Raw genomic sequence first — 19568 nt, forward strand, 5'->3', positions numbered from 1 at the left:
TCAGGTTTATGGCGCTCCACGCACCCGGAACTACTTGAATCGGGTGTGACGCACTACTCGGCTCTAAGTAGCAGCACATCAACCAGGCGAAAACTACTTGGACGCCAGAGCCAAAGCGTTGCGTAGATCGGTTCGGCCGGAGACATGCAGTCGGGCGAACACCCGGCCCAAATGCCAGTCAACGGTTCGGGCTGACAGATGGAACCGCCTCCCCAAAGAGGCACTGGTTTCCCCGGCCGCCGCCTGCAGTGCCAGATCGCGCTCGAAGTCGCCCAGCTGCGCGAGGCCGTACTCCACGCTGTTCAACGGCGACAGGGCACGGAAGCCCTCGTATTCCAGCTGCCGCGCCTGCCGCATCAGGGCGCGGGTGGCGCTGCCATCACCCAAGACACGGGCTGCACGTGCCGCGCCATGACCCAGGATGCTGTTCTGCTGTTTCAGCGCCGCTTCAGCAGCCCGGATCAGGGCGGTGACGTCATGGGTGAGCAGACCGGCTGCCAGTTGGCCGTACAGTGCCGCCGGCGCACCGTCCGCAGCTGCCGCCGCGAGCGCAAGGTCCTGCATCGCGGAACGGTTTCCACGAAGGGCGGACGCTGAAAACCCAAGGAGCGCGTTCGGGATATCGCCAGCGGCCAGTTCCGCCGTGGCAAAGCGGTGAAACTCGGCCGCCGCCTCTGCCGGTTGGTTCATTCCTGATGCCAGGATCCGAAAGTATGCCACCTCGGACACGGAGCTGGGATCGGTGCGCCCGCAGGAATCGGGGGGCAAGGGCAGATCCAGCTCCGGATCCCTGTCCAGCCTCTGCTGGGCACAATAGGTGGCGGCTGCCGTCGCGAGGGGCAGTGCGCCGTCGGGATCATGGGATTCCAGCTGTGCCACCGCCGGCTGCAGGGATTTCAGCCCCGCATCACCGCGCCCCGCAAACGCGTGAACCAGTCCGATGGGAAGTTCGGTGCCGGTAGGTGTTGCCAGACCCGATCTGTTCCCTTGCTCCACTGTTCCAACAGCCAGCTCCAGTGCGGATCCCAGCTCACCGCACCGGATCAGGAGGAAAAAGAGGTGGTGGAACAGCAGTTCCCGGGTGCGGACATCCGCATGGATCCCGGCCGACAACCGGGCTCGGACCTGGGAGACGAGTGAGACAGCTTCGATAAACCGGCCGGCGGCAGCGCACTGCTGTCCCCAGCGGATGCCCGCCCATAGCCGGCCAATCGGCGGTGCCGCGGGATCAGCGAAATCATCTGCCAGGGTTGCCGGCAAATCGCTGAATCTGCGGGTCAGCGACAGGAGTTCAGCACGGGCCAGGGTCACTGCCAGCCGGGGCCCGGGCCGTGCGCCGGTGTCCTGGGGCAGCAACCGTTCGGCCCGGTCCAGGAGATGGACGGGATCATCCGGAGCCCCCGGGGTTCGGGCAGCGCCCAGGGCACGTTCCGTGAGCGCCCGCAGCCGCAACTCCTTCCCAGCGCTTTCATCGGCATCCGCTGCGCTGTCACCGGCTTCCGAAGCGCTGTCACCGGGATCCGCTGTCGCCAGGACCCGATAGGCCTGAGTGTGCCGCCCTTCGGCCCGCAGGGCATCGGCTTCCTCCAAAACGGCAGTCAAAGGGCGTGGAGCGGCCACGGCCCGCGCGTAGCGGAGGGCGGCGGCGGTGTCACCGGTTTCGTTGGACCAGCGGGCGGCCGCCAGCGCGGTTCCGGGATCCGGCGCCATCCCCACGGAAAGCGACCAGGCCGCCAGACCCGCTGCGGTTTCCCCAGTGAACACCCGTGGATCAACCACCCGTGTCACCTCCGACCACAGGTCCCTGCTGCGGCCGAACGGAATTCTGGCGGCGATGGTGGCGGGCTGCAGATTCCAGGCGAGGCGCACGGGCTGGCCGTGTCCTCCATTGATGATCAGAACAGAGCTTTCCTCCAGCGCGTCCACCGTATGTGCGGGAACTAGCTGCAGGACACTGGCCATGGGCAGCTGGCGGCAGAGAGACAGAATCTCGACGGCGCGCCGCTCCCCCGGAGTGAAACGGCGCATCACCGTCTCGACCCGTTCCGGCAGTTCCCCTGAGTGCACCAGCGGGCCTGCCCAGGTCCAGTAACCCCTGCGGTACACCAGCGATCCGGCGCCAATATGGTCACGGCACAGCAGGGACGCCAACAGCGGGTTTCCCTTGCTCTGCTGCCACAGCATCTGCTGGGCGCGGGTAGTCAGCGGACCTCCGGCGCAGTGGGCCAACAGTTCAGCGGTCCGCAGCAGATCCAGCGGGGCAAGGTCGATGCGCTTAAGCGAGCCGTCGGTCCATAGCCGGACGTATTCCGGATGGCACCGGATCAGGTCGCCGCAGATGAGAAGCAGCGCCACAGTACCCCGCCGGCACAACTCAGAGGTGACCAGCGCACCAAGATCGTCAATTTCCTCCGCGTTGTCAATCACCATAACGATCCGCCGCCCGTCGGCTTGGCGGATCAAGAGGGATTCCAGCGCGCGGACTACCAGGACCGGGTTGGCGAGCTGTTCCTGAGGAAGATCACTGAGCAGCCATGCCAGGGCGCCGTACGGTGTCTGCGCCGAGAGGGTGCTGCCACGCAGCTGTACGTTGAATCCCCCGTAGCAGCTCATGCTCTCCCGGGCCAACGTGGTTTTGCCGATTCCCGCCGCGCCAACAATGACGGCGCCCGGACCGTCCAGCGCGTTTATCACCGCCAGCCGGGGAGCATCACGAGCATCAGCGGCTCTGTCCGGGCCCCCCGTTCCGGGTGCGCGGAAATGGTGTGGGGGGCCCGGCCGCACGCCCTGGCCGCGGGCGGCCGCGGGCTCGAAGGACGGGACTGGTTGTTGAAGCGTGCTCATCAGGAACCTTAACAATTGACAGAGCGCGTTGCGCGGCTGGAGGTTTCACAGCCGACTCACTTTTCCCGAGACCAAACTGTCCCCGACAGGAGACAGCCCCCGGGGATCACTCTCCCAACCCTAGGCTGCAGCTCCGCCTGCAGCACGGGTACCGCCTACCCGATAGACCTGATTGCGGATACGTGGAACTACTTTATACAGCGCTTCCGGTACTGATCATTCGGGGCCATGTTGGGTCAGGAGTTCCTGTTTGAGGTCTTCACGGCGGCTGATCCCCAGTTTCTCGAAGGTCCGGTAGATATGGCCTTCCACCGTTCGAACGGAGAGGAAAAGCCGCTCTGCGATTTCAGCGTTCCGGTGGCCCTGGATCACCAATGCCGCGATATCGCGTTCCCGCCGGGTCAGCAGCGGCACCCCGGCCTTCGGCAGCTGGTCCTCCGTCTGGCCGTTCTTCTTGTTAAGGGCCCGCTGAACCCTTGAGAGGAGCGCGCGGTCCCCGCTGGCCATGGCCAGACGCAGGGCTTCTTCTCTGCACCTTCCGGCCATGCGCCGCCAGCCCGGATCCGCCTCGCCCGCACCAAAACGCAGAAGCACGTCAATGTCCTCGTCCAGGAAGGCCCTGGCAATGACAGCGGCGGTCTCCACATGCGGTCCCTCAAAGTCCCCGGTGATTTTCACCAGCCGGCTGAGCCCCTCCAGGTCGCCGAAGGCCAGCGACAGGAGCCTCAGCTCCAGCTCCACCGCGATAAATCCCCTGTCCTCGGCCTCGCTGATGAGCTCCCTGAGCTCTTTCCGCGGATCCCGCTGCAGGGCCAACACTGAACGGGCGCCAACTGTGTAGCCGCGGGACAGGATCCGATCCGCAGCCGAGCCCCGGGAACTAACGCCCAGCCCCTCAGCCAGGAACTCCTCTGCCTCTTTCCGCTGCCCCACTGAAGCGGCTACGAAGGCTGCCAGGGCAAGCGCCAGCGGCAACATCCCCTCATAGTCGTGAGTTCGCAGCCCTTCGATGGATGCGGACAGATGCGTCAATGCCCCCGTGCGGTCATCCTTCCTCAGATGCATCACGGCAATTGCCAGGTCCACCACCCCGGCCACCCTGACGAGCGCCCCGAAGACTCCGGCCGTACCGTGCTGCGCCGCCGTTTGGAGGCCTGTCCAATCCCCCAGCCACAGCAGTGCAGACAGATGGCGCTGGAGGACGAAGTGGTAGTAGGACATGAACCGGTGCCCGCCCCTGTCCAGCACAGCCATTGCGTGCCGGCTCATTTCACAGCTGGCATATGCCCTTCCGGTGGTGGTCAGGATTTGAGCGAGCAGCGTCTCCGCAACAAGGGTGGCTTCGTCATCCTCCGCCGCCCGGGCGTCCTCGAGGATACCGTTCAATTCCTGTTCCGCGGGCAGCAGCTCCCCGTCGGAAACCCTGCCCATGAGGGCAAGCAGTCGTCCTCCGCGGCGGGAGGAAATCACATCAGCCGTCAGCTCGGCGTCCAGGTTTCCCTGCGCTTCGATGCGGTCGACGCCGGCCAGCCAGTCTGCGGCAATAGTGGACAGTCCCGAAATTTCGGACTGCTCCTGCAGGTACAGCTGGACCCGGATCAGCACTGCCATCTTGAGGGTGGTGAGGTCACGGGCAGCGTCGGTGACGCCGTCAATCAGTTCCCGGGCAGATTCCCGGTCGCCGTCCTGCTGGCAGGCCCGCGCGGCCTGGACGCGGGCGGCAAGGGAGTATTTGGGCCCCTTGACCGCGCCGGCGGCGCGAAGGGCGGCAGCACTGTCAAAGGAGTTGTTGGCGCGGTACGCAGCCTCGACGAGTTCGGCGTCGCTCACTTGGACACCGCAGTCCAGCGACCAGCTCACCCAGCGCAGGAGGTTCTCCGCTCTGCCTCCGGCGGCCGCGCCGGAGGCAAGCAACCGCTGGCGGAGGCGGGCACTGCGTGCTGCGGGAACCAGCCGGCGCACCACCTCGCCGTACAGGGGATGCATGGGCTGCAGGAGGCGGGACGGTCCGGGAGAAATCTTGACCAGTTTCGCTTCGGTCAGGGCGTCGACGGCCCGGTGTAACCCGAGATCAAAGGCAGCGGCAGCCGGCAGCGGTTCGGCCAGCGAAATGATCTCCAGGGCGTCGCGCTCATCTTTGCTCAGACCGGACAGCTGCGCCCTGAGCAAATCCCCCAGCCGGCCGTCCGGCGGAAGCATTTGCTCATGCAGGAGCCAGACCCCATTGCGTTCCTCGAGGCTGCCCGCCCGCACGGTTTCCGACAACAACGCCAGAACCAGCATGGGGTTTCCCCCGGCTGCCCGGGCCAGATCAGTGCTTGCGCTGGTCAGGACCGGCCCGCCAAGCACCTGGACACACAGTTCATGGACCTGGTCATCCGTCAGCGGGTGGAGCTCATGCCGGGACAGTATGCCTTCCCACACCTGGTTGGAGATCCCGGCGGGGACATCGGTGATGCGCCGGGCCAGCAGCAGGATGCGGATTTGGGCCGAAGCCACAAGCTGAGCGAGCAGATCCGCGGTTGCCTCATCCAGCGCGTCGGCATCATCAACGATCAGCAGCGGTGCCTCGGACGGATCCGACGTCCGGCCGTCCGGATACAGCCGTCTCAGCAGCGAACGCATAACAGCGTGCGAAGAATTGGTGTCCTGTGGCTCCACATCGAAGATCAGCGGGGCCAGGGCACCGTAAGGGACCTGTGCCAGGGACGAACTGGTATGGATCCGGTGCACCGGGATGCGCCCGTTCAACTGTGCCGCAAGGATCCCTGCCAGCGCGCTCTTGCCCATCCCGGCGTCGGCCAGCACGACGGCGCCGTGTCCGCCCCTGCGCAGCACACTGGCCATCACCGCTTCGGTGACGGCCTCCCGTCCCACGAACGGCCGTGCCGCAAATGCCTGCATCACGAGTCCCCCCCTCGAATCCGGCATCGCGTCGCTTACCGCAGAACCTCGCCGAGTTCCGAGCGTCCCGAAACATGCAGCTTGTCGAAGATTTTACCCAGGTGCCAATCGATGGTGCGCGGCGACAGGTGCAGTTCGGCGCTTATTTCCTTTCGTGTCGCAGTTCCCGCGGCGCGGCGGGCAAGATCAGCTTCGAATGGACTCAGTGCTGCCATTCGCGCCTGAATGGAGTTGGCTTGACGCAGCTTGCGGAAGCTGGCGTGCTCAAGCCTGAGCGCAGTCCGTGCCTGGACCCGGCTATCGCTGCCGGTCTGTCCCTCGAGAAGATGCAGGGCTGCCGCTGCTGCCGTATGGCACATCAGGTCATTGCCGAGCTCATCCGCGAGCGCGGCAGATTCCAGCAGCAGGGATGGGTTCCCCTGCGCCAGTCCGGTACCAAGACAGTGCAGCGCGGAGGCCCAGCGCCCCTTGGCGCCGGAGGCAGCCGCGGCCAGCTCAGCAGCAGCCTCCCGGTCTCCCCTGCCGGCGGCTGCCGCCAGGCAGTGCAGGGCGATGGGGACCATGCCGGTGCGGAGGTTGTCTTTGGCTATGGAACGCAATTCGCCGCACAGCTTTTGCGTATCTCCGGCCAGCATGGCTTCCAGCCCCAGCACCTTGGACATGGACCCCACCAGTTCCTGGGGGCGGTACCTGAATTCAGCGTCGTCCGACGCCTCGCGTTGGGCGTCCTGCACGTCGCCTTGGAGGGCCAGGACGCGCGCGGACAGTGCATGCACAAGTGGCAGGACGTCAAAGGGGTCCTGTACGCGAATCTGGCTCATGGCACTGGTGAGGGCGGCAAGGGCACTGTCCGCCCTGCCGCAAAGGGCATGGATCCCTCCCAGCGCAACATCCCCAGCACTGCCGCGGAAGGCCCGGCGGTTGGCGCCGTCCTTCAGATCGGCCACCAATTCTTCGGCGAGCCTTTGTTCTCCGGCGGCTACCAGGGCCAGGAGGAACCTAATATGCGCCGAATCCATGGTGTTGGCACCCAGAGTGCCCTGAAAACCGTCCTTGAACGGTCGCACCACTGTCAGCAGTTCCTCGAAGTCTCCGGACACTGCGAGGAACTGGGCGTGCAGGGCAAGTGCCCGCATGCGGACGGCCGGGCTCAGCTTCCGGTCCGCGGCCAGAGAACCGAGCCGCCCGGGCACCTCTTTCGGGCGCCCGGCGTCGATCGCTATGGCACTGTGCATCAGCACCACCTGCGCTTCCCACTGGTGATAAGCGGCATGACCCGTGTGGTCCTGGATAGCTGCACTAATACTGTGCAGTGTTTCCGCAGCATTGCCGTGGCGGGGAAGAAGCTGCAGCAGTGCCGCTCTCTGCAGCATGAGTTCCACCCAGGCTGCCGGTTCCCGGGGATCGAGCGGGGACGGAAGACGGTCGAGCGCGCGAAGGGCATCCAGGTAGTTCCCGGACTCCCTCAACGCCTGCACCTCGGCCAGCAGCATTGCAGGGCCGCGCTTTTCCTGGGGAACTGCCCGGAGGAATTGCAGCGCCGACGCGGGATCATCGTGCGCTGTGGACAGAATGGCGGCACGCTCTGCAGTTTCCGGGTCCAGGGTGCCTTGGCTGGCCAGCGTCCACCGGGCGAAACGGATGAGCGCTGAGGGGCGGAGCATCTGCGGATCCAACAGTGCCGATACTTCTTCCCACAGTTCCCTGCTGCGCCCCGGGGGTATGGCCGCCGCGATGGCGGCGGCTGTGCCGGTGCTGGCGAGGTGAATTGACTGATCCGAGATCTCCACCACGCGTGCCTCTTCCAGCCGGTCAACGGTTTCGGCCGGAAACAGCTTCAGCACAACCGACACGGGCAAATCGCGGGCCAGGGCCAGAAGCTGAACCAATGACCTCTCGTCGGGCGGGAGCCGCTTCAACCGGGAAGTGATGACTTCAGCCGCTTGGCCGGAGAACGCCAGCGGCTTGGCGAGGACCCAGACGCCGTCGTGCCGCATCAGCGATCCGTCATCGGTCTGGTCCTGGACCAAGAGGGTAATCAACTGCGGATTCCCGCCGGAGTGGCGGTGCATCGATTGGGCGGCCAAGGTGGAGACCGGTCCGCCCAGGAGGTTTTGCATCAGTTCCCGGGTCTGTTCCATCACCAGCGGGCCAAGGTCCACGCGGACCAGCAAGCCTTCAGTCCACAAAGCCATAACATCCGGGGCGGACTCGGCAAAGCTCTCGGCGGCGGCGAGGACGCTGGCACCTGACCTGCGGACCAGCTGCGAAACCGCCATGCCGGTCCAGTGGTCGAGGCTCTCAACATTATCCAGCAGCAGTAAAACTCTTCTTCCGGCGGCACGCCCTGCCAGCAGCGAGGTCAGCTCCTGCAGCAACTGCTCGGGCCGTGATTCAACGTCCTCCGCCAGCTCGGAGATCAACCAGGCCAGCGCGCCAAAAGGTGTTTTGCCGGATTCCCGGCTTCCGCGGATCCTCACCGGGTAAAAGGCCGGATCGGCGGCGGCTACCCGGATCAGGGCGGACTTTCCGATGCCTGCCGGACCGACCACAACTGCACCTGCCGCTGTCTCCAGCCCATGTGCCAGTTCGGCCAGCGCCTCGTCCCGGCCCACCAGAAGATCCGGATCTTTTTCGGTCCTTAACAACATTCCTACAACCACGCCCCCAGGCATCCCCGCTATTACTGCTTCAATATCTCCGGCCTACGGGAATTCCTTCGGATTTTCGCCGCCGGACACCCTCAAATGGTGCTGGTTTTGCTCAATATTGTTCTCAAGATTGTTCTCAAGCATGGTTACTTTGCCGGTACTGCAGTGAGCGTACCGCCCGATGCTGGATTTCGTCCACAACATAGAAAGGTATGGACTTGCCCGTCGAAGTGGATTCCGCGTCGAGGAGGACGTGTACCGGCGGGGTTTCACGGGAGTTTGGGGCCGAAGCGACAGGAACGGAAAATTTAAAAAACCGGACACCCGGCTGTCGAATGACGCAGGGTGTCCGGTTATCGTATAAGGGACCGGCGCCGGGATGGGGGTGGCCCAGTCTCGGAGGCCTCCCGACGCCGGCCCCAGCTTTGCATGCCCGTGGGCATATCTAAATTCTAGGCCCGGGTCAGGGGTCCAACAATGGGGTTGGGCGTCTTTGCCGTGACGGGAGCCGTACCCGTCTTCCGCCGTGGACTACTCGGTTGCCCCGGGACTGCGGAGCTACGGCTCCGTCTGACCTGCGCTAAGGCAGGTGAGGGCTGCATCCGTGGACACGGAGGGCAGGCGCGGCGCTACTCCTCCATGTGTGCAGGATTGACATGCCGCGTGTGAGCGGAGTCAGGAAGCGACGGAGTGGAACTTCTGCTGCGCTGCGGTAAGGCCTTCGGTCAGCAGCAGTTCAACGGCGTCGGCGGCGTCACCGATGAGGAAGGGAAGCTCTTTGGCTTCAACCGGGGGAAAGTCCTTGAGCACGTAGTCAGCTGTCTCCATGCGGCCCGGCGGTCGTCCCACACCAACGCGGACGCGGTAATAGTCCTTGGTGCCCAAGGCACGGCTCATGTCGCGCAGTCCGTTGTGGCCGCCTTCGCCGCCGCCGGACTTGAGCTTGATGGTGTTGAACGGAATGTCGATTTCGTCGTGCACCGCCACAACATTCGACGCGGGGATGTCGAAAAACTTGCTCAGCGCCGAGACCGGTCCGCCAGAGAGGTTCATGTAGGTCAGGGGCTTCGCGAGAATGACGCGCGGCCCGCCGATGCCCAGCCGGCCTTCGAGAATCTGGGCCCGCGACTTGTGGGTCTTAAAGTTTCCGCCCACGCGGGAGGCCAGGTCATCGAGGACCATCTGGCCGATATTGTGCCGGTTACGGCTGTAGCCGGGCCCGGGGTTCCCGAGCCCGACTACAAGCCAGGTGTTGCTGTTCACTGCAGGTACTGCTCCTTAGACAAGAACCGGACGGCTCCGTTACGGGGAGCAGACCCCGGAAGTGGATTACGCTTCGGCGCCAACTTCAGCAGCTGCATCGGCAATCTGCTCGTCGGACGGAGCGCCCAGGTCCTGGACAACGGACTCGGAGATGTTGATGACCATGGTTTCGGGATCCAGCAGCAGCTCGACGCCGGCAGGCAGTTCCAGGTCGGAAGCGTAGATGTGCTCGCCGGCCGTGCGGCCTTCGATGCTGACCACGATGGTTTCGGGCAGGTTGGTGGCGTCAGCAGCAACCAGGACCGTGTTGGCTTCCTGGTTGTATACGGAGGAGCCGGCAGCCAGTTCGCCTTCAACGTGAACGTTGACTTCAACCTCAACCTTTTCGCCCTTGCGGACGGTCAGCAGGTCGATGTGCTCGATGATCTGCTTGATCGGGTCGCGCTGGATGTCGCGGGCCAGGGCCAGGTGCGACTCGCCGTCAACGTCGATTTCCAGCAGGGCGTTGGAGGTGCGGACAGCCAGCGTGGTGGCCTTGGCCGGAAGCAGGATGTGCATAACCTCGGCGCCGTGGCCGTAGATGACTGCCGGGATCATGTTGGCAACGCGTGCCTTGCGGGCAGCACCCTTGCCGAATTCGGTGCGGACGGTTCCTGCGAGCTTCTGCTCAGACATTTCAAACTCCTGATTATGGATGTTCCGTGGTTGCCGGGACGAAGGCGCCGGTATGGGAACAGCGCCGCACTGCTGGACTGTCCGAAGACCAAGTCCGTGCGGTCAGAAGTTGCCAGCCACCGTCGATAACGGAGTATTGCCCGGATCTATCCGGACCTCTCCCTCGCCTAGGCATCGCAGACCATCCTACCAGCAGCACGCTGCCCGTCCGAACCGGAGTCCGAACGGGCAGCGTGCTTTATGCAGATGTGGTGCTGTGGTGCTGCTGAGAAGATGTGGTGCTGCTGAAGACTAGGCCTTGCCGTCGAACAGGCTCGTGACGGACCCGTCTTCAAAGACTTCCTTGATGGCACGCGCAATCAGCGGAGCGATCGAGAGGACGGTCAGCTGATCGAAGCGCTTGGCGGCCGGGATCGGCAGCGTGTTGGTCACCACGACTTCGCGGGCACCTGATTCGGCCAGCGTGCGGGCAGCCGGATCGGAGAACACGGCGTGGGTGGCCGCGATGATGACATCCTTTGCGCCGGCCTCCTTGAGGACGCGCACGGCTCCGGCAATGGTTCCGCCGGTGTCGATCATGTCGTCAATCAGCACGCAGGTGCGTCCTTCGACCTGGCCCACAACCTGCTTGGACACGGCCTGGTTCGGGACGGTGAGGTCACGGCTCTTGTGCACGAACGCCAGCGGAGCGCCGCCCAGGCGCTCGGCCCACTGCTCGGCTACACGGACGCGGCCCGTGTCCGGGGACACCACGGTGACGTTGGTGACATCAACGCGGGTGCGGATGTAGTCAGCCAGCAGCGGGATCGCCATCAGGTGATCCACGGGGCCGTCAAAGAAGCCCTGGATCTGCGACGTGTGCAGGTCAACGCTCATGATGCGGTCGGCGCCGGCGGTCTTGTACAGGTCGGCAATCAAGCGGGCCGAGATGGGCTCGCGGCCGCGGCCCTTCTTGTCCTGCCGGGCATACGGATAGAACGGGGAAACCACGGTGATGCGCTTGGCGGAGGCCCGCTTCAACGCGTCAACGGTGATCAGCTGTTCCATCAGCCAGTTGTTCATGGGCGCCGGATGCGCCTGGATCACGAAGGCATCCGTGCCGCGGACGCTCTCACCGGGACGGACATAGATCTCGCCGTTGGCGAAGTCATAGGACGCCAGCGGAAGCAGGTCCGTGTCGAGACAGCGCGCGATCTCCTCGGCCAGCTCCGGGTGTGCCCGGCCAGTGGCAAGGACAAGCTTCTTTTCACCTTGGGCGGTGATCTCGCTGCTCATTAATGATCGCTTTCTCGCGTGGGGGTATCAGTTTCTGAGGAAGAGGTTTTGGAAGCAGTGGAGGCGTTGGCCGCGGCTGCCGCATCGGCCGCCGCTGTGCCGGGACGGTTGGTCAGCACCCAGCCGTCGAGGTTGCGCTGAGGCGCTACGTTGATGGCCAGGGAACCGGCCGGAACATCCTTGCGAACCACAGTTCCAGCTCCACTGTACGCGCCGTCGCCCACTGTAACGGGTGCCACATACATGTTGTCGCTGCCCATCCGGACGTGCGAACCGATGGTCGTGTGGTGCTTGTTGACGCCGTCGTAGTTCACAAAAACGGAGGCTGCGCCGATGTTGGACTGCTCGCCGATTGTGGCGTCACCCACATAGGAAAGATGCGGAACCTTGGAACCGGCGCCGATGTCCGCGTTCTTGGTTTCCACGAAGGTGCCGATCTTGCCCTTGGCACCCAGGACGGTGCCCGGGCGCAGGTAGGCAAAGGGTCCGACGTCGGCGCCTGCGCCCAGCCGGGCATCGGAACCGTGGGTGCGCACCACCTTGGCGCCCTCCCCCACGCTCACGTTGGTGAGGGTGGTGTCCGGCCCGACGACGGCGTCGCGCGCCACCGTGGTGGTGCCGTGCAGCTGCGTGCCGGGCAGGATCGTGACGTCCTCGGCGAGGGTAACCGTGGCGTCGATCCAGGTGGTGGCGGGGTCCACGACGGTGACGCCGGCGCGCATCCAGCGGACCAGGTTCCGGCGGTTGTGCTCGGCGTTGAGGGCGGCGAGCTGGACGCGGTCATTGGCGCCTTCAACCTGCCAGAAGTCACCGGTGACGACGGCGGCAACGCGGCCGCCGTTGGCCCGGGCCAGGCCCAGGACATCGGTGAGGTACATCTCGCCCTGCGAGTTGTCGGAGGTGACCTTCGCCAGCGCGCCGCGGAGCACGGCGGCGTCGAAGGCGTAGATGCCGGAGTTGATTTCGGTGACCGCGCGCTGGGCGTCGTCGGCATCCTTGTGCTCAACGATGGCCGTGACGGTGCCGTCTTCCGCGCGCAGGATCCGCCCGTAACCGGTGGGATCGTCCAGGTGCGCGGTGAGGACGGTGACGGCGTTGCCGTCCACCTGGTGGACTGCCACGAGTTCGCGGAGCGTGTCGGCTTCGAGCAGTGGAACGTCGCCGTACGTGACGACGACGGTGCCTTCCAGTGCGGCGAACGCGTCCAGTGCCTCCAGCGCAACCTGGACGGCGCGGCCGGTGCCGGGGATTTCGTCCTGGTCCACGATCAGTGCCCGCGGCGCTGCGGCGGTGACGTGCTCCGCCACCCGGTCCCGTTCGTGCCGGACGACAACAGCCAGGGCCCGGGGATTCAGGGCCTCGGCGGCGGCGAGGGCGTGCCCGATCATGGAGGTGCCGCCAACCGGGTGGAGAATCTTCGGAGTCCGGGACTTCATCCTGGTGCCGGCTCCGGCCGCCAGGACTATGACTGCTGCGGGTCCGCCGCTGAGGGCACTTTCGGTGGATTCATCCTGGGTGGTCACGAAGAAGCGCTCCTGTTGTGAGACGGCTGGCGGTCGGGCGGGCCGGCATAGGGACCGGCGCTGCTGCCGTTCCGCCCATAGGATTCGAACCTATACTCCACGGCTCCAAAGGCCGGGGTGCTGCCATTACACCAGGGCGGAAAATGTGCAGGTCCCCCCGCACACAAGAGTTTAGTTTGCCATGCCGGCGGACACCGGCGCGACTTGAGTGCTTTTCCCTGCCCGGCGGCGGTGGGGCGGAAGGCGTTGCGCGCAGCCAAGCGGCCGCCGAAGGCCCAGGCCTTAGACTGTGGTGGTGGTAAGAATTCCAGCTGGCGGAGCACGCCTGCGCATGACCGGCGTGCAGCGGCGCGCACAGCTGATAAACGTGGCCCGAAGCATGTTTGCCCTGCGGGGCCTGGACGGCGCCACCATTGAAGATATTGCAGCGACTGCCGGTGTTTCCAAGCCCGTTGTGTACGAGCACTTCGGGTCCAAGGAAGCGCTGTACACCGAGGTGGTGGACGGAGAGTTTGACCGGGTTCTCGCTGTCATCACGGAAGCCCTCAGTGCCGACGCCGGCCCCCGGATCCTGATTGAACGGGCCGCTTACGCGCTGTTGGACTACATCGAAAACCACACTGACGGGTTCCGGATCCTGGTGCGAGACGCACCGCCGTCGCAGCCCGAGGGCACGTTCGCCACTCTCCTGTCCCGGATCACCGGCGACGTGGAGCATATCCTCTCCAAGGAGTTCGGCAACCGCGGCCTCAGCGCTGAAGTGGGCGGGATGTACGCCCAAATGCTGGTGGGGATGGTCGCGATGACGGGCCAGTGGTGGCTGGATGCGCGGACCCCGGACAAGGCAACGGTGGCGGCGCATCTGGTCAATCTGTCCTGGAACGGGCTGACCGGGCTGCAGAAAGAGCCCCAGCTCCATATGGATCCCGCCCACCCGGCCGCGCCGCCGGTTGTCCTGACGCTCTCGGCAGTGCTCGTCCGTGACGGGGCCGGCCGCATTCTCCTGGTCCGCAAGCGCGGCACCAGCAAATTCATGCAGCCCGGCGGGAAACTTGAACCCGGCGAATCCTTCAGCGCCGCTGCGGCGCGGGAAATGCACGAAGAGCTCGGCCTGGCTGTTCAGGAATCGGAGCTGGAATCCCTTGGATCCTGGTACGGCCCGGCAGCCAATGAGGAAAACACCTTCATAAACGCCGGCCTGTTTGCCTATACCCTTCCGGACACCGGCGGCGTTCCTGGCAGCGCGGCGGCCGCAGCAGCTGAAATCGAAGAACTGCTGTGGGCGGATCCGGCGCAGGCTATGGCCCGTGACGACATTTCCCCGCTGCTGCGCGACCACATCCTGCCGCCGCTGCTCGCGGGAGCCTGAGTCCAGGTTTCCGCTGCGCTTTTTTCTGTCTTTTCTTGGTGCGCTACGCTGAGATTCGGAAATATGCCCCTTGTTGCACTGCGAATCACGGCCCGCCGCAGGTCATTGCGCGTCCTTGCTGTTTTCGGTCAAGGGCACGCGTGGTAGTTCTACGAATGTCTTGGAGGAACACCCAATTTCCCGAGCCGTTTCCCTAAAGGACGACATGCGCAGTCCAGCCAGCCTCACCCGACGTTCAGTGCTATCGCTGGCGGCCACCACTGGGTTCCTCACAGCAGTGATCCCGCCCGGTGCGGCCTCCGCCACCATGGCGGCCCCGCCGCTGGCGCCGGCGAGCGACATTGAATCGCGGCTGCGGGTCATTGCTCCGGGCGCCGGAATCAAGAAGGTCTACAAGGATGTTTTCCAGTCTTCGTCCTACCTGGACATGCTCCTGGTCACGGATCCCGGTGGAGCCGCCAAACTTGTCACCGCAACCGCCGGAGACAGCAATCAGTTCCAGATTTGCGACGCCGTCACAGGCAAACAGGAATTCGTGGCCACGACGCCCACAGGGGAGAAGATCACCTCGAAGCTCCTCTGGGATTCCGCGGGCGGCATTATCTACGCGGGATCCGGCGGCGAACTCATCGCCTGGTCCTTCGTCGGCCGCAAGTTAACCTCGCTCGGCCCGGTGGCTCCGGTGTCCACCCATGTTGGGGCTCTTGAGATCGACACTGAGGGCAGGATCTGGGGCGGCTCATATCCCGAAGGGATCACCTGGACTTATGATCCGAGTTCCGGGAAGTTCGCTTCGTACTCCGCTTTCGATGACCGGACGGAGTACGTCCGAGCCATCGGAATCTGGAAAGACACAGTATTTGCGGGCACCGGGTCACAGGACCCCCACATAGTGTCATTTCCGCAGGGAAGTCCGGAACGGCGGACTGTCATCCCGCTCCCTGATGCCCCCGGCACGGGCTTTGTGCACAGAATCATCGTGAGAGGCGACAAGCTCTTCATTTTCGCCGAGGATTCCGAAAACATCACCCGCTGCCACGTTTATGACCCGGTCAAGTCCCGCTGGGGAGATGACCTCGAGTCCGCGTCCTACGCGTTCTCCAAGCCCAGCGGCACCGCGGTATGGCGTGTGGCGGATTCCCTTCTGGTGCGCACTGAAACGAAGACGATGACAGACACCGTTCTGCGCCCGACGAATATTGGACTTACCCGTTCCCTCCTGGTGACTGGAGATCGAATTCTGGCCGCCGGTAATCATAAGGGCGAGCCGGTTGTCGCTGAATACTCCGTGCGTGGAAGCTCCGAGATTCGTCGGATCCGCCCGAACATCACCATGGGCTCCTTCGCCGTGCAGTCCCTCATCGGCTCCGACCATGGCCTGCTGTATTTCGGCGGCTATCAGGGAAATGGCCTCGGTTCCCTCGATCCCGCCACCGACGCACGCTGGCGCTCCGCCAGCACCGTGGGCATCTCGCAGATTGAGCACCTGATGCAGTACGACAGGAACCGCCTCTACATTGGCTCGTACGGTTCCGCGAAACTCTACTCATTTGACCGAAACCGCATAGACGAAGGAAACGCGGCATTCGACCTCATCTCCACCCTGCGCAAACCCTATATGCAGTCCCGTCCCTTCGCGTGGGCGGCAGCCGGCGGAAAAGTGCTGGCGGGCACCGTCCCGGAATACGGACTGCGCGGCGGGGCGCTTGCCGTCATTGATCCCGTAAATAATGAGCTTGAGAGAGTCCTGAACAAATTTATCCCCGAGCAGTCGATTGTCGGCCTGGCCGGCTCCGGAGATATTGCCTATGGGACCACGTCTGCCCGTGGAGGGTACGGAGTCGACGACTACACGGGGGACGCCGGCGTTTTTGCCTATGACGCCCGGGCAGACAAGACGCTGTGGGTTTCCTACATACCGGGACATCAGGACATGTACTCCCCCATCCTCCTGGACGACATTCTCTACGTCGCCACGATTAACGGTCTCCTGGCGCTGAACCCTTCCAATGGGGTGCTGCTGGAAACGATCGCGGTGCGGGAACGGGCTGCCCGTCCCGGGTACCAGAGTGCAAGAGCCCTGCGCATCCCCGGCACCGGCAAGATCGTGCACAGCTCCGGTGACATAGCGCTGCTCATCGATGTCAGGGACAGGACCCAATCCGTTCTGGGACGAACGGGGTTCGGCACTCCGCTGGCCGTCATGCCGGACGGTCGGGTCTTCATTTCGTATCAGGACAACCACATTGCGGAAATCCATACGGATCCGAACCCGACCATCCGCTCTTACTCAGACCTCGTCACCATCGATTCAGCCGGCAACTTGATGATCGCACCGTCCGATGGCGGGGGCGGATACGGAGCAGCCGTCCGCCAGGGCAGCGGCTGGCGCCCGGACACCATTCAGAGCTTCCACGTCACCGATTGGAATGGGGATGGTGTCCCTGACATCCTCGTCCAGCGGTCCAACGGCGTCCTGGAACTGTACCGAGGCAAGGTCAACGGCGGATTTGAAGAACCGATCGGTGTTGCTTCTGGCTGGGAATCGAAAACCATGACCGTCGGTCCCTGGACGAAGGGCATCTATCCCTCGGTTGTCAGCGTTAACGGAATGGGAGAGGTTCGGCGCCACCCGATCGATGCCTCCGGCACGGTTGGCGCCGGTTACAGCATCGGCACCGGCTGGAAAGACCGGAACGTCACCATGATCGACATGGGTTCCGGACGCCAAGGTTTGCTCGGCCGGTCCGGCACGAAGCTCTATTTCCAGCCGTCCACCGGTACGGGACCGTTCCAGGGGCCCGCGGCGGTGGTGGCCTCGGCCGGGTGGAGCGACACCACGGCGTTGAGCTCGGTGCAGGGGCACTTCAGGGATAACTTCGGTCTGCTCTCCGTGAAGCGCAGCGGCGAGTTGCAGTACGTCAGTGCCAACAAAACGGGTTTTGCCGGCATCATCAGCTACCCGATGGATCTCCGGGGCTCCCTGCTGGCCGGATCCCAAAGGTTCTAACTGACGGCCCGGGATTTCCTGCCGTTTTGGGAAATTGCTGCCGTTTTGGGAAATCCCTGCCGTGGCGCCACGGCAGGGAAATCCCAAAACGGTCGATTTATCCCAAAGTGGAGGGAAAGCGGAGGGAATTCAGGCCTACTCGAGCTTCTCCGAGGCCTGCAGCCACTGCAGCTCCAGGTCGTCCTGCTCCGCGGCAAGGGTCTGCAGCTTCTTGTTCAGCTCCGCCAGCTGCTCAAAGTCCGCGCCGCCGGCTTTCTCAGTGGCAGCGCTCATTTGGGCGTTGACCTTCTCGATCTGCACCTTGAGCTTGGTCATCTGCCGGTCAATCCGGGTCAGGTCCTTCTTCGCGATCCGCTTCTCGGCCTCGGTGGCCCCGGAGGTTGCACCGGAACCGGAGTCCACGGCCGTTGCCACACCGCCGCCGGAACCGGGACGCGAGGAGCCGGCTGCGGCTGCACGGGCGGCCTGGGAGGAACCGCGGGCAGCAGTTGACGCCGAGGAGTTCGCTGCCAGAGCCTGGCCGCGCAGTTCGAGGTACTGGTCCACGCCGTTCGGCAGTCCGCGCAGCTTGCCGTCGCCGAGCAGCGCCATCTGGTGATCGGTCACGCGCTCGAGCAGGTACCGGTCGTGGGAAACCACCACGAGGGTTCCGGGCCAGCCATCCAGCACATCCTCCACGGCGGCCAGCGTGTCGGTGTCCAGGTCATTGGTCGGCTCATCAAGCATCAGGACGTTCGGTTCGCCCACGAGCAGGCGCAGCAGCTGCAGGCGGCGGCGTTCACCACCGGAGAGCTCCTTCACCGGAGTCCACTGCCGCTGCGCGGAGAAGCCCAGCTGCTCCACCAGCTGGCCGGCTGACAGCTCGCGGCCGCCCACGTTGAACACGCGCTTCTCGTTCTCGATGACCTCGATGACGCGCAGGTCGGCAACTTCGTCGAGTTCCTTGACCTCCTGAGTCAGCACGGCCGTCTGAACAGTCTTGCCGCGCTTCAGCCGGCCCTTGGTGGGCTCAATTTCGCCGTTGAGCAGGCGGAGCAGGGTGGTCTTGCCGGCGCCGTTGACGCCCACCAGGCCAAGCCGCTCCCCCGGCGCCAGGCGCAGGGTGATGTTCTTGAACAGGTCGGTGTCGCCCAGGGTCAGGGACACTTCCTCCAGGTCCAGCACATCCTTGCCCAGACGGGCGGTGGCCATCTTGTTCAGCGACAGCGTGTCACGGGGCTCCGGCACGTCGGCGATCAGGTTGTTCGCCGCCTCAATCCGGAACTTGGGCTTGGCGGTGCGGGCCGGGGCACCGCGGCGCAGCCAGGCCAGCTCCTTCTTCACGAGCTGCTGGCGCTTGCCCTCCACCACGTTGGCCATGCGGTCACGCTCGGCCCGGGCCAGCACATACGCCGCATAACCGCCGTCGAACGGGTCGATGACGGCGTCATGGACTTCCCAGGTGCGCGTGCAGATTTCGTCCAGGAACCACCGGTCGTGGGTCACGACCAGCAGGCCGCCGGCGTCGGAGCGCCAGCGGTTCTTCAGGTGCTTGGCCAGCCACGCCACGCCTTCCACGTCCAGGTGGTTGGTGGGCTCATCCAGCATGACGACGTCGTCGTCCCCGGTCAGGAGCTTGGCCAGCGCCACGCGGCGCTTCTGCCCGCCGGAGAGCGAGGAGACCTGCGCGTTCCAGTCCACTTCCTGGATCAGGCCGCTCATGACGTCGCGGATCCGGGCGTTGGAGGCCCACTCGTAGTCGGCGGCGTCGCCCACGATGGCCTGGCCAACGGTGAGGTCCCCGTCCAGCACGTCGGACTGGTCCAAGTAGCCCACGGTGACGTCACGGCGGCGGGTGACGCGGCCGTCGTCGGGCGTTTGCCGCTCGGCCAACAGGCGCATCAGGGTGGACTTGCCGTCGCCGTTGCGGCCGACAACGCCAATGCGGTCCCCCTCTTCCAGGCCCAGGGAAACCCCGTCCAGGATTGTGCGGGTGCCAAAGGAAATGCTGAGGTTCTCAGCACCAAGCAGGTGTGCCAATCGGTACTACTTTCTTGTGATGTCAGGAATTTGTC

General features: G+C 64.6%; 10 protein-coding genes and 1 tRNA gene. 2 read left to right on the top strand and 9 right to left on the bottom strand.

Going from position 1 to position 19568, the window contains the following annotated elements; genetic code table 11:
• Positions 1-93: 93 nt before the first annotated feature.
• The 8 genes from AAE021_RS10660 to AAE021_RS10695 all read right to left on the bottom strand — a co-directional run bounded on the left by AAE021_RS10660 (position 94) and on the right by AAE021_RS10695 (position 13276).
• On the bottom strand, positions 94-2694 hold the full coding sequence (locus AAE021_RS10660; RefSeq protein WP_342022314.1) for a hypothetical protein: 2601 nt from the start codon (positions 2692-2694) through the stop codon (positions 94-96).
• Positions 2695-3060: 366 nt separating this feature from the next.
• On the bottom strand, positions 3061-5748 hold the full coding sequence (locus AAE021_RS10665) for a LuxR family transcriptional regulator (protein ID WP_342025382.1): 2688 nt from the start codon (positions 5746-5748) through the stop codon (positions 3061-3063).
• 35 nt (positions 5749-5783) lie between these two features.
• Entirely contained in the window at positions 5784-8399 is a 2616-nt protein-coding gene (locus AAE021_RS10670; protein WP_342022315.1) for an AAA family ATPase, read from the bottom strand.
• Between the two features lie 675 nt (positions 8400-9074).
• Entirely contained in the window at positions 9075-9662 is a 588-nt protein-coding gene (pth, locus tag AAE021_RS10675; RefSeq protein ID WP_342022316.1) for an aminoacyl-tRNA hydrolase, read from the bottom strand.
• A 66-nt stretch (positions 9663-9728) separates the two neighbouring features.
• Complete coding sequence (locus AAE021_RS10680) at positions 9729-10337, bottom strand: 50S ribosomal protein L25/general stress protein Ctc (protein WP_342022317.1); 609 nt, start codon at positions 10335-10337, stop codon at positions 9729-9731.
• A gap of 291 nt (positions 10338-10628) precedes the next feature.
• On the bottom strand, positions 10629-11612 hold the full coding sequence (locus AAE021_RS10685) for a ribose-phosphate diphosphokinase (RefSeq protein ID WP_152222066.1): 984 nt from the start codon (positions 11610-11612) through the stop codon (positions 10629-10631).
• Positions 11612-13048 (bottom strand): bifunctional UDP-N-acetylglucosamine diphosphorylase/glucosamine-1-phosphate N-acetyltransferase GlmU, encoded by a 1437-nt coding sequence (gene glmU / locus AAE021_RS10690; protein ID WP_342025383.1) that lies wholly within the window; start codon positions 13046-13048, stop codon positions 11612-11614. The genes AAE021_RS10685 and glmU overlap by 1 nt, the downstream gene beginning before the upstream one ends.
• Positions 13049-13204: 156 nt before the next feature.
• Positions 13205-13276: transfer RNA gene (locus AAE021_RS10695), tRNA-Gln, on the bottom strand.
• 154 nt (positions 13277-13430) lie between these two features.
• Here AAE021_RS10695 and AAE021_RS18090 point away from each other — a divergent pair.
• Together AAE021_RS18090 and AAE021_RS10710 are read left to right on the top strand one after the other, a co-directional pair.
• Positions 13431-14504: a TetR family transcriptional regulator gene (locus AAE021_RS18090; RefSeq protein WP_425362391.1), complete on the top strand. Its 1074-nt coding sequence runs from the start codon at positions 13431-13433 to the stop codon at positions 14502-14504.
• Positions 14505-14709: 205 nt separating this feature from the next.
• The gene (locus tag AAE021_RS10710; protein ID WP_342022318.1) at positions 14710-17514 is read left to right on the top strand and encodes a VCBS repeat-containing protein; all 2805 of its coding nucleotides are present in this window, start codon (positions 14710-14712) and stop codon (positions 17512-17514) included.
• Positions 17515-17649: 135 nt separating this feature from the next.
• Here the strand turns inward: AAE021_RS10710 and AAE021_RS10715 are convergent, their stop codons facing one another.
• Positions 17650-19533: an ABC-F family ATP-binding cassette domain-containing protein gene (locus tag AAE021_RS10715; RefSeq protein ID WP_342022319.1), complete on the bottom strand. Its 1884-nt coding sequence runs from the start codon at positions 19531-19533 to the stop codon at positions 17650-17652.
• Between the last annotated feature and the right edge of the window lie 35 nt (positions 19534-19568).

Origin of the sequence: Arthrobacter citreus (genome assembly GCF_038405225.1) — a bacterium.
Lineage (GTDB): Bacteria > Actinomycetota > Actinomycetes > Actinomycetales > Micrococcaceae > Arthrobacter_B > Arthrobacter_B citreus_A.

Excerpts from the sequence above, each read along its gene's own strand:
- AAE021_RS10665 (WP_342025382.1), bottom strand. The coding sequence starts at position 5,748 with ATGCAGGCATTTGCGGCACGGCCGTTCGTGGGACGGGAGGCCGTCACC.
- AAE021_RS10670 (WP_342022315.1), bottom strand. The coding sequence starts at position 8,399 with ATGTTGTTAAGGACCGAAAAAGATCCGGATCTTCTGGTGGGCCGGGAC.
- AAE021_RS10680 (WP_342022317.1), bottom strand. The coding sequence starts at position 10,337 with ATGTCTGAGCAGAAGCTCGCAGGAACCGTCCGCACCGAATTCGGCAAG.
- AAE021_RS10685 (WP_152222066.1), bottom strand. The coding sequence starts at position 11,612 with ATGAGCAGCGAGATCACCGCCCAAGGTGAAAAGAAGCTTGTCCTTGCC.
- glmU (WP_342025383.1), bottom strand. The coding sequence starts at position 13,048 with ATGAAGTCCCGGACTCCGAAGATTCTCCACCCGGTTGGCGGCACCTCC.
- AAE021_RS10710 (WP_342022318.1), top strand. The coding sequence starts at position 14,710 with ATGCGCAGTCCAGCCAGCCTCACCCGACGTTCAGTGCTATCGCTGGCG.